10 protein-coding genes are annotated in these 13,176 nt (G+C 38.6%); 1 reads left to right on the forward strand and 9 read right to left on the reverse strand.

From position 1 onward, the window contains the following. Positions 1 to 161: 161 nt before the first annotated feature. The 8 genes from pyk to dnaE form a co-directional block, all read right to left on the reverse strand. Positions 162 to 1,922 (reverse strand): pyruvate kinase, encoded by a 1,761-nt coding sequence (gene pyk, locus ACVYAD_RS15780; RefSeq protein WP_349659213.1) that lies wholly within the window; start codon positions 1,920 to 1,922, stop codon positions 162 to 164. Between the two features lie 28 nt (positions 1,923 to 1,950). Further along, the gene (gene pfkA, locus ACVYAD_RS15785; RefSeq protein ID WP_349659212.1) at positions 1,951 to 2,910 is read right to left on the reverse strand and encodes a 6-phosphofructokinase; all 960 of its coding nucleotides are present in this window, start codon (positions 2,908 to 2,910) and stop codon (positions 1,951 to 1,953) included. Positions 2,911 to 3,176: 266 nt separating this feature from the next. Further along, positions 3,177 to 4,133: an acetyl-CoA carboxylase carboxyltransferase subunit alpha gene (locus tag ACVYAD_RS15790; protein WP_349659211.1), complete on the reverse strand. Its 957-nt coding sequence runs from the start codon at positions 4,131 to 4,133 to the stop codon at positions 3,177 to 3,179. Further along, positions 4,126 to 4,974 (reverse strand): acetyl-CoA carboxylase, carboxyltransferase subunit beta, encoded by an 849-nt coding sequence (gene accD / locus ACVYAD_RS15795; RefSeq protein WP_349659210.1) that lies wholly within the window; start codon positions 4,972 to 4,974, stop codon positions 4,126 to 4,128. Before accD ends, ACVYAD_RS15790 begins: the two co-directional genes overlap by 8 nt. Positions 4,975 to 4,995: 21 nt before the next feature. Then, positions 4,996 to 5,637 carry a FadR/GntR family transcriptional regulator gene (locus ACVYAD_RS15800; RefSeq protein ID WP_197144690.1) on the reverse strand — a complete coding sequence of 214 codons (642 nt, stop codon included), beginning with the start codon at positions 5,635 to 5,637 and terminating at the stop codon, positions 4,996 to 4,998. Positions 5,638 to 5,813: 176 nt separating this feature from the next. Then, positions 5,814 to 6,992 (reverse strand): helix-hairpin-helix domain-containing protein, encoded by a 1,179-nt coding sequence (locus ACVYAD_RS15805; RefSeq protein WP_476427087.1) that lies wholly within the window; start codon positions 6,990 to 6,992, stop codon positions 5,814 to 5,816. Positions 6,993 to 7,272: 280 nt separating this feature from the next. Next, positions 7,273 to 8,955, reverse strand: coding sequence for a group II intron reverse transcriptase/maturase (gene ltrA / locus ACVYAD_RS15810; protein WP_476427160.1), 1,683 nt, complete (start codon positions 8,953 to 8,955; stop codon positions 7,273 to 7,275). 751 nt (positions 8,956 to 9,706) lie between these two features. Next, positions 9,707 to 11,677 (reverse strand): DNA polymerase III subunit alpha, encoded by a 1,971-nt coding sequence (gene dnaE, locus ACVYAD_RS15815; protein ID WP_476427088.1) that lies wholly within the window; start codon positions 11,675 to 11,677, stop codon positions 9,707 to 9,709. Positions 11,678 to 11,865: 188 nt separating this feature from the next. Between dnaE and ACVYAD_RS15820 the strand changes: the two genes are divergently transcribed. Beyond that, entirely contained in the window at positions 11,866 to 12,150 is a 285-nt protein-coding gene (locus tag ACVYAD_RS15820; protein ID WP_476427089.1) for a hypothetical protein, read from the forward strand. On the opposite strand, the gene ACVYAD_RS15825 is transcribed toward ACVYAD_RS15820, so the two are convergent. Continuing rightward, a complete protein-coding gene (locus ACVYAD_RS15825) occupies positions 12,144 to 13,088 on the reverse strand; it encodes a DHH family phosphoesterase (protein ID WP_476427090.1) in 945 nt (314 codons plus the stop codon). The genes ACVYAD_RS15820 and ACVYAD_RS15825 overlap by 7 nt on opposite strands. Positions 13,089 to 13,176: the final 88 nt, after the last annotated feature.

Below are 13,176 nucleotides of genomic sequence, written 5' to 3' on the forward strand. Positions count from 1 at the left end.
AGCTCACAAAATGCTATTTTCTTCTTTAATATAAGAAAAGCTCCAGTACAACTATGTTGCACTAGAGCTTTTTATTATAGATTCAATTTTGTCTCGGCATCATTTTGCGTTCACAATCGACCGGAGATTTAATTTCTTTCGGGGACAACCACTGAAAGAAATTAAAGAACACTTGCATGCCCTTTGTAAATAACTCCCGTTTCAGCATCCATTGTAATTTCTTGACCGTGACGAATCAGTGTAGTAGCTTCTTTTACTCCAACGATAACAGGGATGCCAAGGCTTAGTCCTACAACTGCTGCATGACTTGTAAGCCCGCCCTCTTCCGTAATCAGACCGATACAATTTTCAAGTGCTGGCATCATGTCACGATCTGAACCAACCGTTACTATAATGCATCCGTCTGTATCATAAGCTAGTGCCTCTGCTGCATTTTTAGCAACAACTGTTTTACCTACTACTGAAGCTTTACCGATTCCTTGACCACGAGCTAATAAATCTCCGATGATGTGTACCTTCATTAAGTTAGTAGTACCTGCTTCACCTACTGGTACACCTGCTGTAATAACAACTGCATCACCATGCGTTACAAAGCCATGTTTCAAGCTTTCATCAACAGCTAGCTCTAAAATTTCATCTGTTGTCGTAACACGTTGGCAAACAACTGGGAATACCCCCCAAACTAGTGTTAATGCGTGAGCTGTATTGGTAGAACCCGTTACCGCGACAATTTGTACACCTGGGCGATATTTTGCAATCATTCTAGCTGTATTACCACTTTCTGTTGGTGCAAGTACGGCCTTTACACCTAAGTTAATCGAAGTGTAAGCTACTGCCTGGGAAATTGCCTCCGTCATATTTGCTTCTTTTTCACGACTACGAGTAGAGACGATTGCCTTATAGTCTAATGAATTTTCTGTACGCTGTGCGATTTTATTCATTGTTTGTACAGATTCTATTGGATATAGTCCTGCTGCAGTTTCACCAGAAAGCATAATTGCATCTGTACCATCGATAATTGCGTTTGCTACGTCACTAGCCTCTGCTCTTGTCGGACGTGGATTACGTTGCATCGAATCTAGCATTTGTGTAGCTGTAATAACTGGTTTACCTACTTGATTACATTTTAAAATTAATTTCTTTTGTACAAGCGGTACTTCTTCTGCCGGGATTTCTACACCAAGATCACCACGCGCTACCATTAATCCATCTGAGACTAAGATGATTTCATCGATATTATCGACACCCTCTTGATTCTCGATTTTCGGGATAATTTGAATGTGGTTACCGCCATTTTGTTCAAGTAATTCTCGAATTTCAAGTACATCCTTTGCTCGACGAACGAACGAGGCTGCAATAAAATCAACACCTTGCTTAATACCGAATAAAATGTCCTGTGCATCTTTTTCTGTAATTCCAGGAAGTTGTACAGAAACGCCCGGCACGTTAACACCCTTTTTATTTTTTAAAACACCTGCATTTTCAACAATCGTATGAATAAGACCTTTTTCCATATCTTTTGCTAATACACGTAGTTGAATAAGTCCATCATCTAATAAAATAATGGCGTTTTGCTCAACATCCTCGATTAAACGTTCGTACGTTACAGAGAAGCTAGTTTCTGTTCCTTCAACTTCCGTCATCGAAATATCAATAACTTGCCCAGCTGCTAAATGCAATTCTCCGTTTTTCATATTATGCGTACGAATTTCAGGACCTTTTGTGTCCAGCAAAATTCCAACTGGTTTCCCTAATTTTTGTGCTACTTCGCGAATTAAATTAATGCGTACTTCGTGTTCTTCATGAGAACCATGCGAAAAGTTTAAGCGGGCTACATTCATACCTGCTTCAATTAGTTTCTCTAAAACTTCTGGTGACTCACTTGCTGGACCAATTGTACATACGATTTTTGTTTTTCTCATTTTCTGCCCACTCCGTTTTTATATCAAATTATATGGATAGTTCTTTCATTAAAGTATATAAGCTTACATCTGCCTCATGATTTTTTTCGAAAGCCTCAGGCATATCATAGTCAATCACTTGATGATTACGAATACCTACCGCCCTGCCAGACTTTCCTTCCATTAGCAATTCAACTGCATGTGCACCGAATTGACTCGCTAGAACACGATCACGCGCAGTAGGTGAACCACCGCGTTGGATATGTCCAAGAACAGAAACACGTGTCTCTTTTCCTGTTTTTTCATATAATAGCTTTGCCAACTCACTACCTGACATAACGCCTTCAGCGACAATAATAATGCTATGCTTTTTCCCACGCGCTGCACCACGGTCTAAGCGTGCCACAATATCATCCAAATTATAATCTTCTTCTGGAATTAAAACTGTTTCAGCACCGGCTGCAAGACCTGCCCATAAAGCAATGTCTCCTGCATCTCGCCCCATTACCTCAACGATAAAGGAATTTTCATGAGAAGTTGCTGTATCACGGATTTTATCAATGGATTCCACGACCGTATTTAGCGCAGTATCAAATCCTATCGTATACTCGGTTCCTGGTACGTCATTATCAATAGTTCCTGGAACGCCCACAACAGGAAAGCCTTTTTTCACTAAATCCATAGCTCCACGGTATGAACCGTCTCCGCCAATCACGACTAGTCCTTCAATGCCAGCTTCACGCATATTGTCTATACCTCGTTGCTGAACAGCGGCTTCTTTAAATTCAGGACATCTTGCTGAATTTAAATGTGTACCACCTCGTTGAATAATACCACCTACTGAACCTAAATCAAGATTTTCCATACTTCCTTTTATTAAGCCATCATAGCCGTGCTTAATTCCGACAACATCAATTCCATGATATGCTGCCTTACGAACGACCGCACGAATAGCTGCATTCATTCCTGGTGCATCTCCACCACTTGTTAATACGGCAATTTTTTTCATTGTCGAACCTCCTGCAGATACTATTATTATTCACATTAACATGAAAAAACAAACTATGTAAGTGTTCTGAGGCTACAAAAACATAACTTTTACATAAAAAATAAAAAGAATGCGCTTTCACACACTCTTTCTATTCAAAAACATCCTAAATTTAACAATTTTATAAAGTGTTTGGTAATTTCCATCAATAGGTTATTTATTTTTTAAAGAAACAATTTTTAACTCTTTACGAGCAAATTTATATGTCCAAAAACCTAAAAATGGATTTAAGCTTCTGTATATTGTCCAATCTTTCTGAATTTCTCATAACGGTCTTCAATTAACTGTTCGCCATTTAAAGAATTCAATGTTTTTAGTGTGTCGCTTAAACATTCTTTTAGATAAAGTGCTTGCTTTGCTACATTGCGATGAGCTCCACCTGTTATTTCAGGGATAATTCCATCAATAACGTTAAGCTCTTTTAAGTCAGGTGCTGTTATACGCATTGCTTCTGCCGCTTGCTTTGCAAGGCTACCATCACGCCATAAAATCGACGCTGCCCCTTCTGGCGAGATTACAGAGTACGTTGAGTTTTCTAGCATAAAGACACGATTTGCCACACCTAATGCAAGTGCACCACCGCTTCCGCCTTCCCCAATAACGATTGAAATAACTGGTACTGTTAAGCCTGCCATTTCGACGAGATTTCTGGCAATCGCTTCACTTTGACCACGTTCCTCCGCTGCCTTACCGGGATAAGCACCTTTCGTATCAATAAAACAAATAATTGGTCGTTTAAATTTCTCCGCCTGCTTCATTAAACGTAATGCCTTACGATATCCTTCAGGGTGTGGCATACCAAAATTCCGACGAATGTTTTCTTTCGTTGATTTTCCTCGTTGGTGTCCAACAATTGTTACTGGTTGACCTTCAAAAAGAGCAATCCCTCCAAGAATAGCCGCATCATCACCAAACGTACGATCTCCATGTAACTCAATAAAGTTTTCACACATAGCTTCTATATATTGTAAAGTTGTTGGTCGTTCTGGATGTCTAGCAACCTGTACACGATCCCATGGCTTCATATTTGCATAAATAGATTGTTCTAGCTGTGTTAGACGTGTTTCAAGCTTTTCAATTTCGCCTGTCATATCTACATCTGCCTCGGTAGCAATCGTTTTTAATTCATCAATTTTTTCACGTAATTGTACTACTGGTTCTTCAAAAGCTAAATTTTTAGACATGTTGCACGCCTCCTTTTGTATGCATTTTTACAAGCAACGCTACTTGGTTTCGTAAATCTTTTCGATGGAAGATTGCATCAAGCTGCCCATGTGCTAATAAAAACTCTGCTGTTTGGAAATCATTTGGTAGTTTTTCTCTTACTGTTTCTTCGATTACTCGACGACCAGCAAAGCCAATCAATGCTTGTGGCTCCGCAATATTAATATCTCCAACAGAGGCAAAGCTTGCAGAAACGCCACCTGTTGTAGGATGAGTTAGTATTGAAATAAACAATAGTCCATGATCACTATGACGTTTTAATGCCACACTCGTTTTCGCCATTTGCATTAATGATAGTACGCCTTCTTGCATGCGCGCCCCACCACTTGCAGTAAAGATAATAAACGGCACTCGTAATTCCGTAGCTTTTTCTACGGCACTTGTGATTTTTTCTCCAACGACTGAACCCATTGAACCCATACGGAAATGAGAATCCATAATTGCTACAACAATTTCTTCTCCATCAAGGGTGCCCACACCTGTCAGTACGGCTTCGTTTAATCCCGTTTTTTGTTGGTCCGCTGAAATTTTTTCAACATAAGCTGGGAAATTAAGCGGATTACTTGTTTGTAAATGATCGTCCATTGAAACAAATGAACCTTCATCTAAAAAACATGCTACGCGCTCCTGTGCAGTCATTTTGAAATGATGGTCACATTTGGTACATACTTTGTTATTTTTTTCTAATTCTTTCGTTAATTGAATGTGACGGCATTCTGGACATTTTGTCATAAGTCCTTCCGGAAATCCCTTTTCTTGTCCGTCTTCTTTCTTTTTACTAAATATGCTGCGAATTGCCATGTTTGACTCCCCCTTTGTTGTCTAATTACTTCGTAAAGTCTTCATCCACTGCTCGTAAGCTTTTAATGCTTCTTTTTCATAGCCAAGCTGCATCGATTTCAACATAGTTTGAATGATTAATTTTTCTTCTTCTGTTGAGTTTCGATTTAAACGGTCACCATCATAAGCTGCTAACTGAAACCAGACTTTTAGTGAAAGACGATTTCCCGCCGTGATGATTATTTCTCGTAATACATCTCGACAATTAATCGTATCCTCTATCTCTAGCTTTACAAAAAAACTGTCCCACACCGGTAGTGTTCGCAGAGTCCCTGTACAACTTATTACGCGAATGGCTTCCTTTTCATGAATTTGTCGTGTTAATTCGACATCTTTTTTCGATTTTTCATCTTCTAATATAAACATCGACAGTATTTCTACGAGCTGATGCTTATGTGTGGAAGCTAGGAACGTACCTCCCCCATGTTTCGTTTCAATAAGACCTAACAATTCTAAGCTTCGCAATGCCTCTCTCACAGAGGATCGCCCGACACCTAGACGCTCTGAAAGGACTCGTTCAGAAGGTAGTTTTTCTCCAGCCTGTATTTCTTCCATTTTAATAAGTTGTCGTAATTGTTGGACGATATCCAAAAACACTTTCTTTTGTTCGGTTTTTTTATCCATACGATCAACTCCTCTTATCAATTCCGCCTTGGCCTAATTGTTTCTGTAGCTACATAAACACATCGAAAGTGGTCTGGCCACTTTTGAACATTGACTCTAGCTTACAAAATAACTGTTAAAAAGTAAAGAAAAAACTGCATAAAAAATTTATGCAGTTTCTAATATTTTCTTCAATTTCATATTCTTTTCGTCGCTTGCGCATGTTTTACTTTCACTTGAGGTTTACCAAAGCGTCTTTCAAGTGTCCCCTCAATGTAAAGCAATTCATCTTCAAGTAACAGCTCTTGAACAAGATGAAAAACCTGAGGGAATAAGGTTACAGATACTGTTCCAAACTCATCTTGAAGCTGAACAAAGGCCATTTGCTCACCTTTTTTTGTGCGTATTTTTTTTACTTCTTCTATCATGCCAATCATTTTGACATACGTTCCATCACGCGCTTGTTTTAACTCTCTGCACGTACTATTTACTTCATTCCAAAAAGCTCTTTCCTCTGTAACCGGATGGGCTGATATATAAAATCCAAGACTTTCCTTTTCGTGTAGCAATTTTTCCTTTTGTGGCATCGCTTCCGCTTCCATATACTTTGGCTTACCAAAGCTAAAGGTAGTAGTCGATTCAATATCAATATCCTCAGTTGGTCTTAGCAGTTCTGCATGCTTCAAAGCTGCCTCCAATGTCGCTATCAGTACCGCACGATCTTTATCTAAATAATCGAGAGCCCCTGCAAAAATTAAAGACTCCATTACTTTTGGTTTAAAATGCTGTGCGCTTAATGCAACTGCCATGTCAAAAATATTATCCAATGCTTCTGGCTTCGCCTGGCGTAAGGCGTATACTTTTTCTATAAATGTATAGGGAACACCCTTTATTCCGGATAAGCTGTAGCGAATTCCATCCTTCTCAACAGTAAAGAATTTTGTACTTTGTTTTAATGATGGCGGGTAAAACGAAATTCCTTTCTCTTTTGCTTCATTCTCAAGTTGCAGAATTTTTTCCACATTTCCTGTTGCGTTTGATAATAACGCAGAATAAAAACTTTGCGGGAAATGTGCCTTTAAATAGGCCATTTGGTAGGAAATAACGCTATATGCGACAGCATGGCTTTTAGGGAAACCGTAGTCTGCAAAGCGTACAATTAATGCATACACTTCTTCTGCCACATGAACGTCAAAGCCTTGCTTCATTGCTCCATCTACAAATGCGGTACGTTGCTCTTCTAATACTTGACGATTTTTCTTACTTACCGCTCGACGCAATAAATCCGCTTGTCCCATCGTAAATCCAGCCATCACCGAGGCAATTTGCAATAGTGATAGGTAAGCCTTTGATATTATCTCCAGCTTTTCCCCCACTCCACACCGTACATGAGACTTTCACCTCATACGGCGTTCCATCATATCAAAATTGAATTTATTATCTAACAGAATTTCCAATGCTTTTCTTTAGACTTTAAAATTTATTAAATCGTTTCTAATTTACATTTTCGGCGTAATGTGTTTACTTTCTTAATCATGTCATCGTTGAGATTTAACTTTGTAACTAATCGTTCAATCACTTCGTTTTTCACCACGTGTATTAATTGGTGTACTTTTTCATGAACGATTATCAAGTTACTATATTTGTCATCCCCACCTAGGTGTCTAGGTATTTGGTGATGACAATGCACTTCATTTTAACCTCTAATTCCATTTTCGTTACTGCACATTTACCTTTTTGGGCTGAGAAACGAGAGAGACGATTATCGTTATATTCAACGGTTTCACCCATGACTGGATTTCTCATTAATAGTGTAATTTTAAATTCAATATTGGAATTCAACTTTTTGTGTATAAGTTGTCTGCCACTTTCACTATAACTAGAAATTTCTTGGGTGAATTGCATTGGGGCTTTATGTGAAATCTTTGCTAATGGAATTATTGCCATTTTACAAAGATAATGAATCCCTTTGCTATCGCCATATTTCTCTTCAATGAATTTACTTATTGTACCCGTTTTTGTTTTTAAATCCTTGAAACGATTTTTCCTAATTTTTATTGTAAGGTAATCCACTTTATGAAAGTCTTTACTAATGTGTGTGGCTGTATCGTAATAATTATGGAGCCCAGCGATTGTTGCGTTGTAAATACCGATATTTTTCGGCAATTCGTTGGGTTTACCATGTTGAATTTGTTTGACAGCGGTTTTGATTTTGTTTACAGTTTGGTCAAATGCTTTTTGGTTCATATGTGACCTAACTGTAAATTTATCTTTACAACTTGCTTTGTGTGCGCTCCATTTAATCCCTTTGCGAACAACTTTCATTTTAAATCCTAGGAAGTCGGAATACTTTTTCTTTAAATTAACGATTTTAGACTTCTCTTCACTCACTTCAAGATGTAAACGTTCTTGAAGCCATTGAGTAACAGCGATTTTAATGTTTTTTGCTTCTTTAAGTGTTCGACAAAATATTTTAAAATCATCTGCATATCGGACAATATGCATTTCTTTTAATTTGGTTGATTTGAGCGCACGATTCACACTAATACCTTCACTGTATTTGTGTCGCGTTTTCATCCCATTCCATTGTGAGTGAATCCACCAATCTAATTCGTTTAGTACAACGTTTGATAGGAGAGGAGATAATATCCCTCCTTGAGGTGTTCCTTTAGTTGGAATTCCTTCCCCGATAATTTCAGCTTTTAACATCTTAGATATTAGCTTTAATAATGTCTTATCTCTAATCCCAAGGTGCCATAATTGTTTCATTAACTTTCCATGGTTGACGTTATCAAAAAAGCCTTTAATATCAATATCTACAACGAAGTGTAGGTTATTGCGTTGCATTAGGTGATAACATCTTGCCATAGCGTGTGTCGTACTCCGATTAGGTCGGAATCCAAACGAATAGTCATAAAACTTCGCTTCACATATCGGTTCTAGAACTTGTCTAATACATTGTTGTACTAATCTATCTTCAATTGTTGGAATGCCTAAAGGTCTTAGTTTTCCATTTGCTTTAGGTATCATTACTCGTTCAACTTTGTGTGGATGATAGTTGGCTAATCTTTTTCTGACTTGCAACACTAACTCATCAGGTGTTAGTTTTTCCAAATCATTTATTGTGTGTTTGTTATGTCCCGCTGTGAGACTGCCATTATTAGTTTTAATCTTTCTGTAAGCTACAAGAATATTTTCCTTGTGCAAAATTTTATCCATCAAATTGGAGAATTTACCTCCGCTTTTTGCGTGGCTGTATAATTCATCATACAAATTTTGCACATCATAGTATTCGTTGTAACGAAGTGAATCATTTTTCAAAGTCTTATTGCTTTGCATTGTCAAAGTCGGCTCCCTCCTTTGCAGAAGTGGATTACCTCTTTTAGACATACTCGAACCTTTGAATATCCTGTTATAACTTTTCCTTTTAATTGATATGACTTGTGCCTATCCCTCCACCATTTATTATCATGGTTTCATTGGTACTGTGGCACTACTTTCACTTGGATAAAATATAAGTTATATCAAATGAGACTTTCCTTATTAACGCTTCATTGGAATTAGGCTTCCTCAACGTTCCAAGCTTACCACGTTCCTATAATCCTATCTGTACATATACCTTTAGGTGCTTCCTTTATGCCTGCTAGCTGGATGATGCCTATAACATCATAAGGTATTTCATAAAATCAACTCTTACTTTACCTCACTAGCCCCACCTTTATATGGGAATAGCCTTTCGACTACTTAGAACTCTAGACACTTACATTCAGAAGTTCGTCAGTTATATAAACATTCTCACCATGGGTATTTTATAGACTTCCGGCATATCATTTTTCCATATCTTTATTCCAATCTTTTCAAACAGGTAGGCTCTAGCCTTTTTGTACCAACCTTACTTTAATTGTTTCGAGACTTAGGCTAACTTCTGCCGACTTCCCCAAGCTTCATATCAATAAGGCTCCTAAACCTTATTCACATGTTGGAGTATTAAAGGGTTTGTTTCCGGGCGTTACTCCTTCATTCCAAACCTCAGATTATAAGTTCTCTACCTCACATGAGAGGCATGCTGCTTTTCGGATATTACGTATCCTTATGCAGAACGTGTCACACTGATTTGTTCTTGATAAACTATGACACCAAATGTCTCTCGTAAAATGGGCTCTAATGCCGGATGAGGCATAGTAACCGATTCCCTTCCCGCTTTCCGTCTAGCATACATCGGAATAAAATCCATTGGACCAGGGCGATACAACGCATTGACTGCTACTATATCTAAAAAATGGGTTGGTTGAATATCACGTAAAGCTTGCTTCATACCTTCCGATTCTAATTGGAAAATCCCTAATGTATCTCCCATTTGAAGAAGTTGAAATGTTTTTTCATCTTGCATCGGTATAAGCTCAAACTCTATCCAAGGACCACCAGCTTTATAAATTGACCAACGCACTTGCTCTAAAATTGTTAGGTTGCGCAACCCTAAAAAATCCATTTTGACAAGTCCACAAGCTTCTACATCTCCCATTGGCCATTGCGTACAATAAATTCCATCATGCCCTTCTTCAATCGGTATCGTATTAACTAATGGTGAAGGTGACAGCACAATTCCTGCCGCATGAGTGGAAGAATTTCTTGGCACGCCTTCAAGTTTTAACGCCACCTCTAACCAGCGACGATGTTTTTCATCCTCAGCTAACCAGCCTTGTAAGCCTTGTGATTCGGCCACTGCTTTTTGCAATGTTATTCCTGGTTTATTTGGAATCATTTTCGAGATTTTCTCTAACGTTTCAGCGTCAAAACCAAAAACACGCGCCACATCTCTAGCTACTGCCTTTGCAGATAAAGTGCCAAACGTAATAATTTGCGCCACATTTGCCTTGCCATATTTCTGAGCGACATAATGGATTACTTTTTGTCTTTTACTGTCGACAAAGTCGATATCGATATCAGGCAGTGTAACACGTTCCGGGTTTAAAAATCGTTCGAATAATAAGCCGTAAACTAATGGATCTACTTGCGTAATAGATAAGCTATAAGCTACAAGAGAACTTGCTGATGAACCACGACCAGGGCCTGTTAAAATACGATTTTCTTTAGCAAAGTGCATAAAGTCTGCAACAATTAAAAAATAATCTGCAAAGCCCATTGAACAAATAATCTCAAGCTCGTATTGAAGTCGCTCCTGATAAACTTTAGGAATCTCTTCTTGCTTTAATCGTTCTGCCAATCCTACAAAAGTCTCTTTTACAAGCAAGCTTTCGGCTGTTTCACCTGTAGGAACAGGAAACTTAGGCATTTGTACGTGCATTTCAGGAATTTCCGCCGTACAGCTCGCTAGCATCGTTGCACTAGATGCAAGCCATTCTGGATGATCAGCAAACCAGCTTCGCCATTCCTCTTCTGTCGGAGCGAAATATCCTTGTAAATGAGCTGATCGCATTGCGTCTGTAAGCTTTTCACCTGAATCTATCGCTCTTGCAACCTCAAAGGCGAAATGATCTTCTGGTCGTAAAAAATAACAGCTGTGAGAGGCAACTAGCGTTATATTCATAGTTTCACACCACGTCACAAACGTTTCTTCTTTTTCGGCTTTCATTCCTGCTGGTCTTGCGATCCCCATAAATAAATGATTGCCAAATACCTTGTTTAAAGCACTTGCTACTTCTGTCCAATCCTCAGTTTCTACTAAATCATCCGAAGAAAGTAATGCCACACAGCCCGCCGCATATCCTTCAAGCCATTTCCACGGAAGCATATTATCCTCTCTTATCGAAACTGCACTACTAATCTTTAAAAGATGCTGGTAGCCTTCTTGCGTCTGAGCATACAGCACAAGTGGAACTTTTCTATCTTGCCACTGTACGTTTATCGAGAGCCCTAATACAGCATGAATATTCGCTTGCTGCAATGCTTTACAAAAAGGCAAAAGCCCGTACAATTTTGAATTGACGATTGCACAGGCCTGAGTATTTTGCTCTTGTAAAAAAGGGATCAATTGTTCAAGCCGAATCGTACTTTGCAATAAATCCGCACTCGTATGCATTTTCGTATATACATGTGTCAAATGAATCCCTTCCTTTCTAGGTATTTAAAAATGTTAATTTCAAAGCTTTATTATTATGGCAGAAGCACACTCTATAAATAATTACCAAATATCGTATGTTCATAATGAGTGGTTGATTTCTGTTCCGGCTGGCGCTTTGTTGCTGACGCTTCGCTTTCGCACAGAGCAGAGCTTCCTAGGGGCGTCCAATGAGCCGCTTGGGACAACAGATGTTTTTTGCGCGAAAGCGTAGTGCTAACGTAGCGACAGCAGAGGGTTATGGTTTTGTTTGTGCGAAAGCGCAGCGACAGCATGATGTTGGTCACGAAGGCGTTATCACAGGATGTGATGGTTTTAGCCTTCGTTCCTCAATATCGCTGATCCCCAAGGAGTCGCCCAGTCGTAACGAAGATCAACTAACTTATATATGGCATACATTTAACAAATGTCATCCACAACATTTAGCGATTGAGCTCAATTTTCATGTTTATTGATATGATTTACAAATTTCCTGTAATCTCGTTATAACACGCTCTGCTTCTTCCCATGAATAGGCTGTAGCTCCTGAAGCGAGCGGATGTCCACCACCATTAAATTCCTTCGCCAAAGTGTTAATAATAGGGCCTTTTGAGCGTAAACGCACACGAATTTGATCGACCTCTTCAATGAAGACCACCCATGCACAAATACCTTTCACACTTCCAAGACAGCCAACTAACAGGGACGCCTCTGACGGTACAACATTGAATTCTGCTAACAATTCCTTTGTCAGCTTGATATGTGCTGCTCCGTACTCATCCATTTTGAAATTTTGATAAATATAGCCCTGTAAATTTAATAGCTTTTGCTCCATTTCATACATTCCATCGAAAATTTGATTTCGATCAAAATCATATGCAATAAGCTCCCCTGCAATTTTAAACGTTTTTGCGGTCGTGCTAGGGAATTGGAAACGTCCTGTATCTCCTACAATACCAGCAAATAATAATCTTGCGGAGGCATCTGGTAGAATCCAGTCGGCTACTTGTTTTCCTTCCTCAAAAAGCTCATAAATCATTTCACTACAAGAACTCGCATTCGTATCTACCCATAATAAATCACCATACGCATCGTCATTAGGATGATGGTCTATTTTAATAATCATTTTACCTTTTATATAGCGTTGATCGTCCACACGTTCTGTATTTGCCGTATCTGTCACAATAACTAAGGCATTATCGTATTTTTCATCTGTAATGTCATCGGGATTTGCTAAAAATGATAATGATTCATCATGCTCACCTACAGCAAAAACTTTCTTTTCCGGATAATTTGCTAAAATAAGCTCTTTTAAGCCTTGCTGAGATCCATAAGCGTCTGGATCTGGTCGTACATGGCGATGAATAATGATTGTTTCATATGAAGCAATTGTGTCGATGATTTGTCTTTTCAAATTTATTTCCCCCAACTTGATAGTAATAACCGTTAGCATTTTTCTTCAATAATCGTTACAATAATGACTAGTTATGCTAGGAGGTTTA

It is taken from the genome of Lysinibacillus sp. G1-3 (assembly GCF_056322905.1).